Genomic DNA, 17,050 nt, shown 5'->3' with positions numbered 1-17,050 from the left:
GCGACTGCGCATAATCGTTACTCGCCCGGCATGGCACCACGGGGGCGGGCGGGGCGCAGAAGGTACAGGATTTCGATTATCAGCCCGGGCAGCAGGATCATTCCCGTCGCGGTGCCGGCCAGCCAGAAGGCCAGAAGCCCGGCGGCCAGCGAGGCGGCCATGACGATGCGGCCGGCTGCGCTGAGCGCCACGACGAACAGCACGGCGCTGGCGGCGCTGGCGATGGCGGCGGCCAGTGTGCGCAGGGGGTGAGAGAGCAGTTCCATCCCCATGCCGCCGACGACATTGCCCATGACCCGCGCATGCTCTGTCTGTCCGGCCATGCCGAACAGGAAGGAGAAGGGTAGGAACAGGATGCCGAAAATATCGCGCAGCAGCAGGAAAAGCCCGTTGACCAGCGGCGCCATCATCAGGATTGCGGCCGCGCCGGCCATGCTGGTGATGACCAGGACGATCGCGAGCCGTTCAAGCATGATGGAAAGACGGGGCATGGTCCGCGTGTCGCGGATCAAGGGCCGGCGCGCCAATCCGCGCGAACGGGCCGTATTGTCCGGATGATCGGGCTTATTTCTTCTTGATCCACCATTTCACGGGCTCGGGTTCGTCCTCGATCACCTCGGGGGCCAGGGCGCGGCGGGGACGGGGAACCGGTGCGGGCCTGGGCGGCTGGGGGGCCGCGGCGCGCGTCCTGGGGGCAGAAAGCTCCTCTGTCAGGCGGGCGATTTCGGCGCGGGCCGTGGACAGGCTGGATCGCAGGGCGCGGATTTCCTCGTCACGGCTGGCCAGTCCGGCCTGGGCTTCGGCCAGGATGATATCGGCATGGCCGATGCGGGTTTCCAGCGAGCGCAGGCTGGTCTGGGCATCGTGGCTGGCGCGGTCGGCATCGTCACGCTGCTTTTGCAGCAGCTTGACTTGCTGGCGCAGGCGCTCGATTTCGCCGCCATCGTCCTGCGGCGCATGCATCGCGCGGGCTGTGGGGCGGTTCAGGACATGATGTTCGACCCGGACATCGCCGTCCTGGACGAATTTCCGCCGCCGCTGTGCCGCATCGAAGGGACGGGCGTTGGCGCGGGGCGCCGATGGGGCGGAGGAAGCGGGGGCGGGTTGTTTCGAGCCGAGACGGGACAGGGCGAGACGCAGCGCCTGTTCGTTGACCTCATCGCGATTGTCGATGTCGGGCTGTTCGGTATCTGCGGAAAAGGGGAAGGTATCGTTATAGGATGCGGACATGGGGTGTCTCTCAAAGAGGAGATGAAAATCGTGGGGAATGTTTGAAAATATGCCGGTGTGGGGGCGTTTTTTTTGTCTTGTTCATTTCATTCCGGACGAAACGGAAACTGTTCTTGTTGTTGCGCCGCGCCGGAATGACCGACCGCCGGTTTCAGGCAGGCAACCGGTTCGGAACCGGTGAGTGCGCAGCGCATTATGGATAAGAGAATTTGATCCAATAAGTTTCATATACTCTCTTTCCCGAAGAAAATGCAAGGCCGGGCTGATCGCATGTTCTTCCGGTGCTTTGCCCTGAATTGATACCGCATGTGCAAAATTTCACCATTGTGCAATACTTAGAATTAAATTGTCGTAAATAATTACGAATATTGTCGTGTTGAATGGATAGATTGTGTGTTTTTTGTGTTCATCATGGAATTATGTTTCTTTTTTAAGTGATGTTTTCTTCTTTGTCTTTTATCTTTTTGATATCGCATTGGGATATTGTAATTGTTTATTGCGTAAATCCCGATGATTTTGGACGGGTAGGGTATTTCCTGCTTGATTGCCGAGGGGACGTGGGAGGAAGCAGGGGGCTTTTGGTCTTTCCCCCGGGTTCTGGAATTGATGGGATAATAAACATCACGTTTCCGTGATGTCTAGTCCGATCCTGTATTCCGCCGGAATGGCGATGCCGGGCGCGCCGACGTGATTTGAAAAAATGGAGACCCCGTGGGCCCGGATAGGCGCGCCGCTGTCAGAGCCTGACCGAAAATGTGGGCTGGCAAGCGAGAGCGGCCCAAGGGGCCGCGCCCGGCGTGTGTTTCCGAGCATCGGAGCGGAGTGGCCTTGATGGCCATGAGCACCGAAGCGCAGGCAACACGCGCTGGATCGCTGCCAGCGCGCATTTTCGGTCGGGCTCTCAGATATCCGGGCTGCCGGGATGCCACAGTACGTCGTCCTGCCCGTCATTGTTCAGGTGCCGGGCCAGCACGAACAGATAATCGGACAGCCGGTTCAGGCAGCGCAGGACGGACGCGCTGACGGGTTCGGCATGGCGTAGCGTCACGACCTGGCGTTCTGCCCGGCGGGCCACCGTGCGGGCCAGATGGGCGTGGGCGGCGCCCGGACTGCCGGCTGGCAGCACGAAACTGCGCAGGGGCGCCTGGCAGGCGCGCAGCCGTTCCGTCGCCTGTTCGAGAAACGCGACCGCCGCGTCGCCGCCGCGAAAATTGTCGGTATCGGCCGGTCCGGATTCCGGCACGCACAGGATGCCGCCGATATCGAACAGCAGGGACTGGATGCGCGCCAGGCAGGCGGCATCGGGCGAGGAGGCCGGCACATGCAGCCGCAGGACGCCGATCGTGGCATTGGCCTCGTCCACCGCGCCCAGGGCCTCGATCCGCGCGCAGGATTTGTCCACCCGCGTTCCGTCGCCCAGCGAGGTCTGCCCGCCATCGCCGCCGCGGGTGACGATGCGATCGATTCGGATGCTCATGGTGCGTGTCGGTTCCTCATGGTCGGGGGACCGGCTGCGGCTTCGTTCCGGTCAGTGATGCGGGCGACGATGGTGCCCGTGTTGGCCCAATGTCCTGGCCATGTCCAGATGGGACTGGATGGCCGCCTGCATGTCGGTGGCGTAGGTTTTCAGGGCCGGGTCGGACCCGCTGGCGGCTTCGGCCTGGAACAGCGGGGCGGCATCATTGTGGCCCGCGATCTGCAGGGCAGTAAAGTCGCGGTCGAAGGCACGCCCCTTTTCGGCCTTCAGACTGTGCAGAACATGTTCCTCGTCCGTGTTCAGATCGTCGGGCAGGGTGGTGCCATGCCGGTCGGCGATGGCCTTCAGCCGGTCCTGGCTGGCTGTGTGGTCGGAGACCAGCCGGGCGGCGAAATCCTTGACATGCGGATTGCGGGCCTGGGTGGCGGCCAGCTTTGCCGTCGCGATGATGAAATCGTTGCTGCGGGCGGCCTTTTCGATGAACGTGGCGTCGGTCTCGGTCAGGGCAGGCGGCGGCGGCGCGGGTGCGGGTTTCGGTGCGGTGGCGCAGGCGGCCAGCGGCAGCAGCACCGTGAAGAGCATCCAGCGATCATGTTTCGTCATTGGTCCCCGATCCTTTCCGGCATGGCGGATACAGGTCCAACGTGGGCATCCCCAAGGGGTTCGGGCGATGCTGCTAGAGTGTGCGCATCTCTTCGACGCAGGTGACCAGCCGCCGGCGGATCCCCGGTTCCAGCGCGGAATGCCCTGCGTCGGGCACCAGGCTGAGTGTGGCGCCGGGCCAGGCATGGGCGAGGTCCCATGCGGAGGTGCAGGGGCAGATCATGTCGTAGCGGCCCTGGACGATGATGCCGGGAATATGGGCGATCCGCTCCATATGGCCCAGCAGGCCGCCCGGCGGCAGGAACAGGCCGTGGCGGAAATAATGGGCCTCGATCCGCGCCAGGCCGATCACCGCGCGGTCGCGGGCGAAGCCGGCGACGGCGGCGGGGGCCGGGATCAGGGTGGAGCATGTGCCCTCATAGCCCGACCAGGCCCGCGCCGCCGGCAGGTGGATCGCCGGGTCGGGGTCGAACAGCAGCCGGCAATAGGCCGTCAGCGGATCGTGACGCTCATGCTCGGGCAGGTGCGACAGGAAGGCCGCATGCGCGTCGGGAAAGACCTGGGCCAGCCCGTGGAAGAACCAGTCCAGTTCGCTCGGCCGGCCCAGGAAGATCCCGCGCAGGATCATCGCGCGCACCCGCTCGGGGTGGGCCTGGGCGTAGGACAATGCCAGCGTCGAGCCCCATGAGCCGCCGAACAGGAGCCAGTCTGGAATATTCAGCGCCGTGCGCAGGCGCTCGATATCCTGCACCAGGTGCGGCGTGGTGTTGGCGACCACCGAGGCGTGCGGGCGCGAGCGGCCCGCGCCGCGCTGGTCGAACAGCACGATTCGCCAGTGCGTGGGATCGAAGAAGCGGCGATGGACCGCCCCGCTGCCTGCGCCGGGGCCGCCATGCAGGAACAGGACCGGCCGGCCGGCCGGATTGCCCGCCTGTTCCCAATAAAGTTCGTGCCCGTCGCCGACAGGCAGGGTGCCGCTTTCGTACGGCGCGATGTCCGGAAACAGGTCGTGGCGTGGCATGGGGCGACTATACGGCAACAGGGGCGCCCGGCTAGACTGCCGGTCGTGATGACACTGTCTGGTTCTCCTTATTCGGTGCCGCGTGCGGCCCGGCTTTTCCTCTCGCTAGGCGGCCTGCTGGGGCTGCTGTCGGTGGCGGGCGGCGCGCTGGCGGCGCACCTGCCCGATGCGATGTTCGCCGCTTCTTCCGGCCGCGCGCTGGCGCGCGAGGCGGTGCAGATGGGCATGTGGCACGCGCCCGCGCTGCTGGCGGTCGGCATCCTGCTGTGTGTGCGGGGGCGGCGGGTGCCGCTGCTGCTGGCCGGCGCCGCCTTTGCGCTGGGGGTGGTGCTGTTCAGCGGTGCCGTCGGCTGGACCGGCGTGACCGGGCGGCATCTGGGCCCGGTTGCGCCCACGGGCGGCAGCCTGCTGATGCTGGCGTGGCTGCTGCTGGCGGTGGACGGGCTGCGCCGATGACCGCACCTGTTCATGGCGATGAGGCGCCGGTCGTGCTGCCGCACCCCGTGCGTGCGGCCTATCTGGCGGCCGAAGGGTTCGAGGACGCGCTGGCCGAGGAACTGGGCCGGCAGGGCGCGGACATCATGGCGTGGCATGGGCGGCTGGCGCTTTCGGCCAGCCCGCCGGTTGCGGCGGCATGGGCGCTGGATATCTGGCTGGAGCCCGAGATCCACTCCATCGCCTCGATCGGTGCGGCGGTGGCGCTGCTGCGCGGCCGGCAGCGCAACTGGGCCTGTCATGCCGTGCGCCATCACCGTCGCGCGACGCTGATCGCCGACCGCCTGCCGCCGGTGGCCGCCCGGCCGCTGGTCTTTCCCTCCGCGGCGCCCACCGGGCATCTGGGCGGGTGGACGCTGCTGGCGCCGGATATGCTGTTGCTGTCGACGCGCAAATCCTCGCCCTTCGTGAACGGGATGGTGCCGTTTGTCGAGGATCGGGTGGGGCCGCCTTCGCGCGCCTATCTGAAATTATGGGAAGCCTGCGCCCGGCTGGGTGCGTGGCCCATGCCCGGTGAACGCTGCGTCGATCTGGGGGCGTCGCCCGGCGGGTGGACCTGGGCGATTGCGCAATGTGGGGCGGACGTGGTGGCGGTGGATCGTGCGGACCTGGCACCACAGGTGGCGGCGATGCCGGGGGTGACGCTGCGCCGGGAAAGCGCGTTCGGGATCGAGCCCGCCGAACTGGGGGCGGTGGACTGGATGTTCTCCGACATCATCGCTTACCCGACGCGCCTGCTGGCGCTGGCGCAGCGCTGGATCGCGGGCGGCACGGCGCGGCGCATCGTGATGACCATCAAGTTCCAGGGCACCACGGACCACGAGACAGCCGTCGCCTTCGCCGCGATTCCGGGGGGGCGGGTGCTGCATCTGTGGCACAACAAGCATGAGCTGACGTTTCTGTGGGACCGCGATGCGGCGGCCCAGGCTGGGCCGTTACCGCCGGGCTGAGGCCCGGTGCGCGCGCAGCCGGTCGATCGCCCATTCGCCGCCCTGCACGATCGGCAGGGCCAGCAGGAAGCAGGCAACGGCGACCCCTATCACGATCAGCCGTTCGCGGGCCTCGGCGTCCGAGGCGCCGGTCATGCCGTACAGGCTGCTCCACAGCCGTGTCCCGGCAATGTGATCGACCAGATAGGCGACATGGGCGCTGTAGCGCAGGGTGGCCATCAGGCCGGCCGTTACGGCCACCATGGCCGCGGTCTTGATCAGGGTGCGGGCGATGCCGGGTTGCGCGGCCTCTGTCATCCGGGAGAAGATCCTTTTATCGTCATGATGGATCTGTATGGCTTTCGCCGCGTAAGATCCATCTTAACCTGATATTATGCCTTGTTCATCCTTGGCTTCATGGACCGAATTTCATGCTTCTGCGCCGCCTTCTTCCCCTGACCGTCCTGATGGCCGGTCTGGCCGCCACCCCGGCCCTGGCCGACCTGCCGCCCGTGCCCCAGGTGGGGCAGGAAACGCCGAAGCCGGTCGCCGCCCCCTATGGGCCGACCGAGGGCGCGCAGGCGCAGGTCGATGCCGCCTTCAAGACGGCCAAGGAATCCGGCCGCAATGTGCTGATCGATTTCGGCGGCAACTGGTGCCCGGATTGCCGGATGCTGTCGGGTGTTCTGGCGCTGCCCTCGGTCGCGCCCTGGGTGGCTGCGCATTTCGTTACCGTGATGGTCAATGTCGGGCGGATCAATACCAACCTGGATATCGCGCAGCATTATGGGGTGACGATCAAGGCCGTGCCCACGGTGCTGATCGTCACGCCGCAGGGGCGGCTGCTGAACCCGGATGGTACGCTGGAACTGGGTAATGCGCGGCGCATGTCGGCCCAGGCGGTCGTTGATCTGCTGGCAGGCTGGAACGGCCGCGGGGCCTGAATGGAAGGGCGGGGGTTTTCCTCGCCTTTTTTTAATTCGAAAGGCTGTTTGAAAAGTCGGCCTGCCGAGTGAGAGTGCCGCAAAGCGGCACGCCGGATCGCCGGCAGGGTAACTTTGCAAGCAGCCTTTAGCGCGTGTGCAGGAAGCGGTCGGCCTCCTGCACGATGTCGGCCAGGGTGCCGGGTTTGAAGGGGCTGATCAGCCCGGCGGCGTCGACCAGGCCGGTGAAGGGCTGCGAGCCGCCCAGCGCGCAGAGATCGGCATAGATTGCCATCGCGCCTGTCTGGTCGGCCCGGCTGTGCAGCCAGAACTGCATCGCGCAGCACAGGGCCAGCGTGTAGTCGATATAATAGAAGGGCGAGCGGTAGATATGGCCCTGGGCCTGCCAGCGGCCGCCACCGGCGGGCCATGACAGGTCGCCGTAATCGCGCCAGGGCAGGTACAGCTTTTCCAGACGCTGCCAGGTTTCGTGGCGTTCGGCGGCCGTCATGTCGGGATTGGCGTAGACCTCGTGCTGGAAATGATCGACGCAGACGCCGTAGGGCAGGAAGCTCAGCGAGCCGATCAGGTGCATGCGGCGGAAGCGGTCGGCCAGCCCGTCCTCGACCATCAGGTCGATCTGCGGCCAGGTGAGAAATTCCAGCGCCATCGAATGGATCTCGGCGGCGTCCATGGTCGGCCAGAGCAGGTCGATCCCCGGCAGGTCGCGGCTCTTCCAGTTCTGGTAGGCGTGGCCCATCTCGTGCGTGAAGACGGTGATGTCGTGCTGGGTGCCGTTGAAATTGGCGAAGATGAAGGGCATTCCCATGCTGGGAAAGGCGGTGCAGAAGCCGCCGCCGGCCTTGCCCTCGCGATTGCGCAGGTCCAGGAAGCCGCCCTCGACCATCTGGCGGTAGAACATGCCCAGATCGCCGCCCATGCGGTCGAACATGGTCTGCGCGCGTTCCAGCAGCAGGTCGTGGTCGCCGGCCGGCTTCGGGTTGCCCAGCGGGTCGATCAGCGATTCGTCCCAGAAATGCAGCCGGTCCCAGTTCATGGTCAGGCGGCGGTTTTCCATGATTGCGCTCACCAGCGGCACGACATGGGTCAGCACGTCGTCGCGAAAGCGCGCGACCTCTTCCGGCCCGTAATCGACGCGGCGCATCCGCCGGTAGCCCAGGGGGGTGTAGCTGTCATAACCCAGTGTGCGCGCCATGCCGTGGCGGACCTGGACCAGCTGGTCGTAGATCCGGTCAAGTTCGGGCCCGTTGGCGGCGAAGAAATCCCATCGCGTCTTCTCGGCCTCGTGGCGCACGGCGCGGTCTGGATGTTCGGCGAAGGGGGCGAGGCCGGACAGATTGACCGTCTGGCCCTGCACCGTCACGCGTGCGGCGGCCAGCAGGGCGGTATAGTCGGCGCCCAGCCGGGCTTCTTCTTCCAGGGCCTCGCGGATGCGCGGGTCGAAGGTGGTGATGTCGGTTTCCCACAGGCGGACGGTGTGGGTGCCGATGGCGGTGGCGAGGCCTGTGCGGTCGGGATCGTCGAGCAGCCGGCGCTTGATGGCGACTTCAAGCTCGGTCACGTGCGGGGTCAGGCGGTCGGCCAGGTCGCGATCGGTGCGGGCCTGCTGGCTGGTGGTGTCCTGGGAGAAGCGCAGGGCGACCATCGAGGCCCAGCTGTCATAGGCCCGGCGTTCGGCGTCGAAGCGGGCCAGTGCCTGGGCGCGGTCGCCTTCATCCAGCAGGGCGGATACGGCGCCGAAGGCCGCATCGAGGCTTTCGGCGGAGGGGGTGGAGAAAGTGAGGTCGGCGAATTGGATGGACATGGCTGCATCATCGCATTCGCGATACGGCCCGTCCACGGTCCTGTGCGGTCAAGCCCCGGCCAGCGCGTGCCGCGCCGCCGCCGCGAGGGCGAAGGAATGCAGGCGGGCGGCGTGGTCGTGGATCGCGCCGACGATCATCAACTCGTCTGGCTGATGGCGTTCGATGAAGCGGGCCAGGCCGGTGCGCACGGTTTCCGGGCCGCCCACGACGGCGCAGGCCAGTGCCCGGTCGATTCCGGCCTGTTCGGCCGGGGTCCATAGTCCCTCTGTTTCGGCAACGGGTGGCGGAAACTGGCCGGGCCGGCCCCGGCGCAGGGCGACGAATTGCTGCTGGTGCGAGGTGAACAGGAACCGGGCCTGCGCATCGGTGTCGGCGGCCACCACGTTCAGCCCCAGCATGACGTAGGGCTGCGCCAGCCGGGCGGATGGGGTGAAGCGCTGGCGGTAGAGCGTGACGGCCTCTTCCATCATGTCCGGCGCGAAATGCGAGGCAAAGGCGAAGGGCAGGCCCAGATGGGCCGCCAGATGGGCCGAGAACAGCGACGATCCCAGCAGCCAGACCGGGATATCCATGCCCGCGCCGGGCACGGCCTGCACACGTTGGCCGGGCTGGGGTGGTGCGAAATAATGCAGCAGCTCGGCGACTTCCTGAGGGAAGCGATCGGCGCTGGTGGGATCGCGGCGCAGGGCGCGCATCGTTTCCTGGTCCGAGCCGGGGGCGCGGCCCAACCCGAGGTCGATCCGGCCGGGGAACAGGCTTTCCAGCGTGCCGAACTGTTCGGCCACCATCAGAGGGGCATGGTTGGGCAGCATGATGCCCCCGGCGCCGACGCGGATATGCTGCGTGCCTGCCGCCAGATGGCCGATCAGGATGGCGGTCGCCGCCGACGCGATGGCCGGCATGGCATGATGCTCGGCCACCCAGTAGCGGTGAAAGCCCAGCGCCTCGGCATGGCGCGCGAGGTCGAGGCTGTTGCGAAAAGCGGTGGCGGCGTCACTGCCACGAACGATCAGGGACAGGTCGAGGACCGAGAAGGGGATCAACGTCCGAAACTCCTTTTGCCGTTCGTGTCGACGCTCTCAGGGCTTGATGGGACATGTGGGCTGGTGAGCGAGAGCGGCCCGTCAGGGCCGCGGCCGTCGTGTGTTTTCGAGCACCGAAGCGGAGCGGCCTTGATGGCCGTGAGCATCGGAGCGCAGAAAACGCGCGCCGGATCGCCGCCAGCGCGCATGTCCCATCAGGCCTTGCGGATGCGGTGGCCGAACCATGCACATATGGCGGCAAAGACCAGGAATCCCAGCACCGACGGCAGCGTGGTCGCGTCGGGCGAGAGGATGGCCAGCGTGTCGTCGCGGCCGGTGGCGCCGGCAACACCGGCCAGCAGCACGCCCGTCAGGCTTTCGCCCACGATGAAGCCCGAGGCCAGCATGGTGGCAATGCCGCCTTCGGCCTGGCGGGCGCCGCGCGAGCAGGCCCAGCCGATGATGGCGCCGATGGCCAGCGTGACGCTGACCGCAGGAGGAAGATACAGCCCGATACCCACCGCCAGAGGCGGCAGGGCCCCGCCGATGCGGCGCAGGCCCAGGTCGGTGACGATGAGCACGACGCCCAGTGCGATGCCGATCAGGATCATGGTCCAGTCGAGCTGGTGCTGGAAGATGCCGATGGCGATGGTGGTCAGCAGGGCGGGTTGCGGGGCCGGCAGCGCATGGTCGGGATTCATGCCGGCATGGGGCATGGCGCCGACGAAGCCATAGGCCTGGTACAGCAGTTCCAGCACCGGCGGAATGACGATGGCGCCGCTGACGCAGCCTACCAGCAGCGCCACCTGCTGCCGCCAGGGCGAGGCCCCGACCAGTTGGCCCGTCTTGAGATCCTGGAGGTTGTCGTTGGAAATGGCCGAGGAGGCGACGATGGCCGAGAGGATATAGAGCGCGAAGGCCACGGCCAGGTGCCGGCTGTTGGCCGACATCTCGGTGGGCAGGACGCCCAGCGGTTCCAGCACCAGCATGAAGGACGCGACCAGGACGATGGCGATGATCGCGATGCCCGACAGCGGCGAGGAGGAGGACCCCACGATGCCGGCCATGTAGCCGCATGCGGCGGCGACCAGGAAGCCGAACAGGGCGCAGAATGCGACCGCCGCCAGCGCCGCTGTGACGATGGCGCCGCCATGGGCGAAGGGATACTGGAAGGCGACGAACAGGACGAACAGGATGGCCAGGCACAGGCCGGTCAGCAGCAGGAGTGTGCGCGGCGTAAGGTCGCGCATGCGGCCGTCCTCGTCGTCCGAACCATGGGCGTGCATCATGTCGCGGATGCCGGCCGCGACCGGGCGCGCCAGCAGGGCCAGGGTCCAGATGGCGGAAATGGCGATGGTGCCGGCCCCGAGGAATCGCACCTTGTGCGTCCAGAGCTGGGTTGCGAAATCTCCGGCGGCAAGATGGCCGGGATTGGGCAACCTGACGCTGAGGATCGGGACCGCGACGTCCCAGGCGATGAGGGTGCCGATCAGCATGGCGAGGCCGCCGGCGATCCCGACCAGGTAGCCCGCGCCCAGCAGGGCCAGCGAGAAGCCGGTCGAGGCGCGGAAGATGGCGCCACCCCATGTCGCGGTCAGCGCCGCGCCGTCGGCCAGCAGGCGCAGCCCGCCGGTGGCGAACGTGACCAGGGCCGACAGGATGCCGCCGGTCAGCAGGGCGCGCAGGCTCTCGGGGCTGCCGCTTTCGGACCCGGCCTTCAGGATCTCGGCCGCCGCGACGCCTTCCGGGTAGGGCAGGTCGCTGTTGGTCACCATGGCCCGGCGCAGCGGAACGGTGAACAGCACGCCGGTCATGCCGCCGGCCAGCGTGATCAGCGTCGTCTCCAGATAGGGAAAATGCTGCCAGTAGCCGATCATGATCATGCAGGGCAGCGAGACGAACACGCAGGACAGCGTGCCGGCCGCCGAGGCCTGCGTCTGGACCATGTTGTTTTCGAGGATCGTGGAGCCGCCCATCGCCCGCAATACGGACATGGAGATCACGGCCGCCGGAATCGACGACGCGACGGTCAGGCCGATCTTGAGCCCCAGATAGATGTTGGAGGCGGTGAAGACGATGGTGATCAGGGCACCGAGGATAAAACCGCGCAGGGTCATTTCCCGCTGGCTGAGGGCGGGCGCGGTCTGGGAAAGGGCGGTGTCCGTCATGCTGTCTTCATGTCGCTAATATCGCTTGGTCTGTCGGTGAAGGCCGCGGGCGCGCCGGCTGCCGGCATGGCTGTGGGCCCGTGGCCGTTTGCTGGTCACATGTGATGGAAGGTCGGCGCGATCAGGTGGGTCTGGTTGTACTCCAGCTGCTCTTTCGTCAACTGGAGGCCGACTTCCAGCCGGTAGCCGTCGACCGTGACATGCTTGGACACCGGCAGCGTGATCGGCACGATGCGGGTATGGGTCAGCATCTGGGTGACGTTGGCCGGGAACTGCACCGTCTCGGTGAACTGCTTCTTGTTCTTGATCTCGTCGCCATAGACCACGGCGACGAAATACGGGATTTCGAGCGTGCGCCCGGCGCCGGGGCCGCGCGTGACGTTCAGGCCCAGGCTGATATCGGCGACGACCGAGGCCGATTTTCCCTGGCCTTTGTGGCACTGGCCGGTGACGCGCGTCACGCTGGCACGGGAGGCCAGATGGCCGATATCGTGCGACGGGCCGGTGAAGGCGACCAGGTCGGCGGCCGCGCCGGGGACCTCGACGATCGGGCAGGACGGTGCGAAGGCATCCGGATTGTCCAGGGTGCATGCCGCCAGCGACATGGCGAGCGGCAGGATCGCCAGGCCGCTGAGATGGGCGGGGCGAAAGCGGCGAAGGCCGCTCGGGCTGGCGATGGTCATGCGGGAGGTCATGCGGGTTCCGGGGTCTCGTGCTTGGTCATGGTTGCGGGGACCGCCATGTGGACGGGCTGCTTGTGTGGCTCCGGCTGGACGGGTATGTCCAAATGCACCGGGGTTACAGGAAAATGGCTTGCGCCATGGCCCCGGTTTGCGTAGGGCCGGACCAGCACCGGGATGCGCGGCCGGCCGGTCGCTGCCCCCGGCCCGTATCCTATACCGCTCGCCGGCCGTTTGGGGAACACCATGCCCGACCAGATGATTCAGACCTCCGATTCCGCCCCCATTGAGGCGCCCATGCGGTCGCTGAAGGTTCTTCTGGCCGGGCCGCGCGGCTTCTGCGCCGGGGTGGATCGTGCGATCCGCGTGGTCGAGGAAGCGATCCGCCGCTATGGCGCGCCGGTCTATGTGCGGCACGAGATCGTGCATAACCGGACCGTGGTCGAGGAGCTGGAAGCGCAGGGTGCCATCTTCGTCGAGGAACTGGACGAGGTGCCGGCCGACGCGCATGTCGTGTTCTCGGCCCATGGCGTGCCCAAGACGGTGCCGGCCGAGGCCGAGCGGCGCAACCTGCTGTACCTGGATGCGACCTGCCCGCTGGTCTCCAAGGTGCATCGCGAGGCCGAGCGTCATTTCGCCGATGGCGGCCCCGAGAGCCGTCACATCCTGATGATCGGCCATGCCGGACACCCGGAAGTGGTGGGCACGATGGGCCAGCTTCCCGCCGGCGCGGTGACCCTGATCAATGACGCGGAAGAGGCCCGGACCGTGCAGCCGGCCGATCCGACGCGCCTGGCCTTCATTACCCAGACCACGCTGTCGGTCGATGACACTGCCGAGATCGTCGAGATCCTGCGCCGCCGCTTCCCGCTGATCGAGGGGCCGAAGCGCGAGGATATCTGCTACGCCACCACCAACCGCCAGGAAGCGGTCAAGGCCATTGCGCCGGGCTGCGACCTCGTGATCGTGATCGGCTCGCCGAATTCCTCCAACTCCCAGCGCCTGCGCGAGGTGGCGGAACGCTCCGGCGCGCCGCGTGCCCTGCTGGTGCCGCGCCTGAGCAACCTGGACTGGTCGGTGCTGGACGGGGTGAACACGCTGGGCATCACCGCCGGGGCCTCGGCGCCCGAGGCGCTGGTGCAGGAAATGGTGACGGCGCTGGCCAAGCATTTCACGCTGGAAATCGAGGAACGGACGGTCAAGGAAGAGAATGTGACCTTCCGCCTGCCGGCGCCGCTGGGCTGATCAGGCCCGGTTCGCATGGCGGTCTATACGGATGTGTCGGACGGGGCGCTGCGGGCGTTCCTGTCCCTCTACGATATCGGTGAACTCACGGCCTATCGGGGCATTGCCGAAGGGGTCGAGAACAGCAATTTCGTCCTGCGGACCACGGACGGCGATTTTATCCTGACATTGTACGAGCGGCGGGTGAATCCCGCCGATCTGCCCTGGTTCCTGGGGCTGATGGGGGCTCTGGCTGATCACGGCTTGTCCTGTCCGCGCCCGGTGGCGGGGCGCGACGGCGATGCCCTGCGCAGCCTGGCCGGACGGCCGGCGGCGATCACGACCTTTCTGCCCGGTGTGTGGCCGCGCGACGTGCGGGTGGAGCATTGCGCGCCGGTGGGTGCCGCGCTGGCGGCGCTGCATGTCGCGGGGCGGGACTTTACGGCCGAACGTGCCAACGGGCTGGGGCCGGCGGCCTGGGCGCCTCTGCTGGATTCCTGCCGGGCGGATGCGGATTCGGTGTCGCCGGGCCTGGGGGCGGAACTGGATGCCGCGTTGGCCGCGATCCTGCCGGCCTGGCCGGGGGGCGACGCGTTACCGCGCGGGCAGATCCATGCCGATCTGTTCCCCGACAATGTCTTTTTTCTGGATGGCAGGGTGTCGGGGCTGATCGATTTCTATTTCGCCTGCACCGATTTCCTGGCCTACGACATTGCGATCTGCCTGAATGCCTGGTGTTTCGAGGAAGATGGCGCGTTCGTGCCCGAGCGGGCGCGGGCGCTGATCGCGGGGTATGAATCGGTGCGGCCCCTCAGCCCGGCCGAGCGGCGGGCGATGCCGGTGCTGGCCGCGGGGGCCGCGATGCGGTTTCTGCTGACCCGGCTGTATGACTGGCTGAACACGCCACCCGGCGCGATGGTGACGCGCAAGGACCCGCTCGATTACCTGCGCCGCCTACGCTTTCATCGTGCGGCGGAGGATGCGTCGGTCTATGGCGTCTGATACCGACCGGCCGATCGAGGCCGATGCCGCGTTCGAGCTTGATGTGCCGAACGCGTCCGCGCCGGTCGAGATCTGGACCGATGGCGGCTGCAAGCCCAATCCCGGCCCGGGCGGCTGGGCGGCGCTGCTGAAATTTCGCGGCACCGAACGCGAGATTTCGGGTGGCGAGGCCGAGACCACCAACAATCGCATGGAGCTGACGGCGGCGGCCGAGGCGCTGGAGGCGCTGAAGCGCCCCTGTGTGGTGGTGCTGCACACGGACAGCGAATATGTGCGCAACGGCATCACCCGCTGGCACACTGGCTGGGTGCGCCGGAACTGGCGCAATGCATCGGGCGATCCGGTTGCCAATATGGATCTGTGGCGGCGGCTGCTGGAGATCACCAAGCGTCATCAGGTCGAGTGGCGCTGGGTGCGCGGCCATTCGGGTGACGAGAATAACGAGCGGGTCGACCGGCTGGCCACGGCGGCACGCGACGCGCTGGGGCTGGCCTATCCCGTTCGCCGCCGGTGACGGCACCGGCACCTGCGCTGAGGCTGCGGGATCTGGCCGTGGCGCATGGTGGGCGGGCGTTGTTCACCGGACTGGACCTGACATTGCCGGCCGGGGTGTTTTCCGTGCTGCTGGGTTCCAGCGGGGTGGGCAAGACCAGCCTGCTGCGCGTGATCGCGGGGCTGGATCGCCCGGCGGCGGGCACGGTCGCGGCCGATGACGGCGCGCGGCTGGCGGGCCGGGTGGCCTGGATGGGCCAGCGCGATCTGCTGCAACCCTGGGCGCGGGTGATCGACAATGTGATGCTGGGCGATCGGCTGCGCGGCCGGCGGCCCGATCGTGACCGGGCGGCGGAGTTGCTGCGGCGGATGGGGCTGGCCGACCGGTTGACGGCGCTGCCGGCCGAACTGTCGGGTGGGATGCGCCAGCGTGTGGCGCTGGCCCGGACATTGTACGAGGATCGTCCGGTCGTGCTGATGGACGAGCCCTTTTCGGCGCTGGACAGCGTGACGCGGGCGCGGATGCAGGATCTGGCGGCCGAGACCCTGCATGGGCGCACGGTGGTGCTGATTACCCATGACCCGCTGGAAGCCTGCCGGCTGGGGCAGGAAATCCTGCTGATGGCAGGTGACCCGGTGCGCGTGGCGGGCATTGCGGTGCCGGAGGGCGCGGTGCCCCGGCCGGCGGATGAGGAATCCGTGCTACATGCCCAGGGGGTGCTGCTGCGCCGCATGCTGGATGCGGCGGGGCCATGAGCATGCGGCGAATCGCGGGGCGGCTGGGCCGGCCGGTGGGCACGCTGTGCGGGCTGGGCCTGCTGTGGTGGGGGATCGTCCGGCTGGGCGGGGTGCCGCCCTATCTGCTGCCGCCGCCGGGAGCGGTGGGGCGGGCCCTGTGGGCGCAGCGTGGATTGCTGGCCGGCGCGGCGGGGACGACCCTGCTGGAAACCGGGCTGGGGTTGCTGCTGGGCACGTTGGGCGGTGGCGTGCTGGCGTTGCTGATGATGGCGTCGGCCCCCGTGCGGCGCTGGATGATGCCGCTGGTGCTGCTCAGCCAGGCGGTGCCGGTCTTTGCGCTGGCGCCGCTGCTGGTGCTGTGGTTCGGCTTCGGCATCGCCTCGAAGGTGGTGATGGCGGTGCTGGTGATCTTCTTTCCCATCACCTCGTCCTTCTTCGATGGCTTGCGCCGCACGCCGCCGGGCTGGCTGGATCTGGCGCGGAGCATGGATGCGCGGCCTGGGCTGGTGCTGCTGCGGCTGCGGCTGCCGGCGGCGCTGCCGGCCTTTGCCTCCGGCCTGCGGGTGGCTGCCGCGATCGCGCCGCTGGGCGCGGTGGTGGGGGAGTGGGTCGGGGCGTCGTCGGGGCTGGGCTTCCTGATGCAGACGGCCAATACGCGCTTCGAGACCGACCTGATGTTCGCGGCGCTGCTGGTATTGGCGACGATGACGGTACTGCTCTGGTGGGGGGTGGACCGGGCGTTGGCGCGGATGCTGTACTGGGTGCCGGACGATCGGTCCGATTGAAGGAGGGATATTGTGGCGCGCGCCATCATTATCGACACGGACCCGTCACCGGACGATGCGGTCGCTTTCCTCATGGCGCTGGCATCGCCTGACAAGCTGGAGGTGCTGGCGCTGACGACGGTGGGGGGCAACGTGCCGCTGGCGTTGACCACGCGAAACGCCCTGATGGCGCTGGAACTGGCGGGACGGGGGGATGTGCCGGTCTATGCCGGGGCGGCGGGGCCGCTGGTGGGGGCGCTGCGTACCGCCGAGCATGTGCATGGCACCACCGGGTTCGATGGCTACGACCTGCCGCCCCCATCGTTGCAAGCGGCCGAGGGCTTCGCCCCATAGGCGCGAAGTTAATATTTTCTGAGGTCTTGAGCTTGTGAGCTTCGCTTTCTGACGGGTTGTGCCTGTCTTCGTCGAAAGCGCTGGATGACGTCATGTCTGTCG

Annotated in this window: 19 protein-coding genes; 9 read left to right on the top strand and 10 right to left on the bottom strand. The window is 67.4% G+C overall.

Features of this window, described 5'->3' with window-relative positions; translation table 11 throughout:
- Positions 1-17 precede the first annotated feature (17 nt).
- The 5 genes from HLH35_RS00095 to pip form a co-directional block, all read right to left on the bottom strand.
- A complete protein-coding gene (locus HLH35_RS00095; protein ID WP_246384740.1) occupies positions 18-491 on the bottom strand; it encodes a hypothetical protein in 474 nt (157 codons plus the stop codon).
- Positions 492-564: 73 nt separating this feature from the next.
- Entirely contained in the window at positions 565-1,230 is a 666-nt protein-coding gene (locus HLH35_RS00090; protein WP_182977226.1) for a coiled-coil domain-containing protein, read from the bottom strand.
- A 901-nt stretch (positions 1,231-2,131) separates the two neighbouring features.
- Positions 2,132-2,707, bottom strand: coding sequence for a cob(I)yrinic acid a,c-diamide adenosyltransferase (locus HLH35_RS00085; RefSeq protein WP_182977225.1), 576 nt, complete (start codon positions 2,705-2,707; stop codon positions 2,132-2,134).
- A gap of 51 nt (positions 2,708-2,758) precedes the next feature.
- Complete coding sequence (locus HLH35_RS00080) at positions 2,759-3,310, bottom strand: DUF4142 domain-containing protein (RefSeq protein WP_182977224.1); 552 nt, start codon at positions 3,308-3,310, stop codon at positions 2,759-2,761.
- A 73-nt stretch (positions 3,311-3,383) separates the two neighbouring features.
- Complete coding sequence (gene pip / locus HLH35_RS00075; protein WP_182977223.1) at positions 3,384-4,331, bottom strand: prolyl aminopeptidase; 948 nt, start codon at positions 4,329-4,331, stop codon at positions 3,384-3,386.
- A gap of 48 nt (positions 4,332-4,379) precedes the next feature.
- Here pip and HLH35_RS00070 point away from each other — a divergent pair, with 48 nt between their 5' ends.
- Positions 4,380-4,787 carry a DUF423 domain-containing protein gene (locus HLH35_RS00070; RefSeq protein ID WP_182968443.1) on the top strand — a complete coding sequence of 136 codons (408 nt, stop codon included), beginning with the start codon at positions 4,380-4,382 and terminating at the stop codon, positions 4,785-4,787.
- Entirely contained in the window at positions 4,784-5,776 is a 993-nt protein-coding gene (locus HLH35_RS00065; RefSeq protein ID WP_182977222.1) for an SAM-dependent methyltransferase, read from the top strand. Before HLH35_RS00070 ends, HLH35_RS00065 begins: the two co-directional genes overlap by 4 nt.
- Here HLH35_RS00065 and HLH35_RS00060 read toward each other — a convergent pair.
- Positions 5,762-6,073: a hypothetical protein gene (locus HLH35_RS00060; protein ID WP_182977221.1), complete on the bottom strand. Its 312-nt coding sequence runs from the start codon at positions 6,071-6,073 to the stop codon at positions 5,762-5,764. The genes HLH35_RS00065 and HLH35_RS00060 overlap by 15 nt on opposite strands.
- 113 nt (positions 6,074-6,186) lie before the next feature.
- On the opposite strand from HLH35_RS00060, the gene HLH35_RS00055 reads away from it, so the two are divergent.
- A complete protein-coding gene (locus HLH35_RS00055) occupies positions 6,187-6,699 on the top strand; it encodes a thioredoxin family protein (RefSeq protein WP_182977220.1) in 513 nt (170 codons plus the stop codon).
- A 127-nt stretch (positions 6,700-6,826) separates the two neighbouring features.
- On the opposite strand, the gene HLH35_RS00050 is transcribed toward HLH35_RS00055, so the two are convergent.
- The 4 genes from HLH35_RS00050 to HLH35_RS00035 all read right to left on the bottom strand — a co-directional run bounded on the left by HLH35_RS00050 (position 6,827) and on the right by HLH35_RS00035 (position 12,389).
- Positions 6,827-8,503 (bottom strand): M3 family oligoendopeptidase, encoded by a 1,677-nt coding sequence (locus HLH35_RS00050; protein WP_182977219.1) that lies wholly within the window; start codon positions 8,501-8,503, stop codon positions 6,827-6,829.
- A gap of 48 nt (positions 8,504-8,551) precedes the next feature.
- Positions 8,552-9,547 carry an LLM class flavin-dependent oxidoreductase gene (locus tag HLH35_RS00045; RefSeq protein ID WP_182977218.1) on the bottom strand — a complete coding sequence of 332 codons (996 nt, stop codon included), beginning with the start codon at positions 9,545-9,547 and terminating at the stop codon, positions 8,552-8,554.
- 194 nt (positions 9,548-9,741) lie between these two features.
- A complete protein-coding gene (locus tag HLH35_RS00040) occupies positions 9,742-11,694 on the bottom strand; it encodes an OPT family oligopeptide transporter (RefSeq protein ID WP_246384739.1) in 1,953 nt (650 codons plus the stop codon).
- A gap of 95 nt (positions 11,695-11,789) precedes the next feature.
- Entirely contained in the window at positions 11,790-12,389 is a 600-nt protein-coding gene (locus tag HLH35_RS00035; protein WP_182977217.1) for a hypothetical protein, read from the bottom strand.
- 231 nt (positions 12,390-12,620) lie between these two features.
- On the opposite strand from HLH35_RS00035, the gene ispH reads away from it, so the two are divergent.
- From ispH to HLH35_RS00005, 6 genes are read left to right on the top strand one after another with little or no spacing between them, the layout of a single operon-like run.
- Positions 12,621-13,619, top strand: a complete 999-nt coding sequence (gene ispH / locus HLH35_RS00030) for a 4-hydroxy-3-methylbut-2-enyl diphosphate reductase (protein WP_182977216.1) — start codon at positions 12,621-12,623, stop codon at positions 13,617-13,619.
- 15 nt (positions 13,620-13,634) lie between these two features.
- Entirely contained in the window at positions 13,635-14,600 is a 966-nt protein-coding gene (locus HLH35_RS00025) for a homoserine kinase (protein WP_182977215.1), read from the top strand.
- Entirely contained in the window at positions 14,590-15,114 is a 525-nt protein-coding gene (gene rnhA, locus HLH35_RS00020) for a ribonuclease HI (protein WP_182977214.1), read from the top strand. The genes HLH35_RS00025 and rnhA overlap by 11 nt, the downstream gene beginning before the upstream one ends.
- Complete coding sequence (locus HLH35_RS00015) at positions 15,111-15,848, top strand: ATP-binding cassette domain-containing protein (protein WP_182977213.1); 738 nt, start codon at positions 15,111-15,113, stop codon at positions 15,846-15,848. The genes rnhA and HLH35_RS00015 overlap by 4 nt, the downstream gene beginning before the upstream one ends.
- Positions 15,845-16,615 carry an ABC transporter permease gene (locus tag HLH35_RS00010; RefSeq protein WP_246384738.1) on the top strand — a complete coding sequence of 257 codons (771 nt, stop codon included), beginning with the start codon at positions 15,845-15,847 and terminating at the stop codon, positions 16,613-16,615. The genes HLH35_RS00015 and HLH35_RS00010 overlap by 4 nt, the downstream gene beginning before the upstream one ends.
- A gap of 12 nt (positions 16,616-16,627) precedes the next feature.
- On the top strand, positions 16,628-16,948 hold the full coding sequence (locus tag HLH35_RS00005; protein WP_408870073.1) for a nucleoside hydrolase: 321 nt from the start codon (positions 16,628-16,630) through the stop codon (positions 16,946-16,948).
- The last annotated feature ends 102 nt before the right edge of the window (positions 16,949-17,050 follow it).

The sequence above is a fragment of the Gluconacetobacter asukensis genome, assembly GCF_014174375.1.
Classification (GTDB): Bacteria; Pseudomonadota; Alphaproteobacteria; order Acetobacterales; family Acetobacteraceae; genus Gluconacetobacter; species Gluconacetobacter asukensis.
Note: the sequence above shows the minus strand (reverse complement) of the source record. Positions and strands in the feature narration are given on the sequence as shown.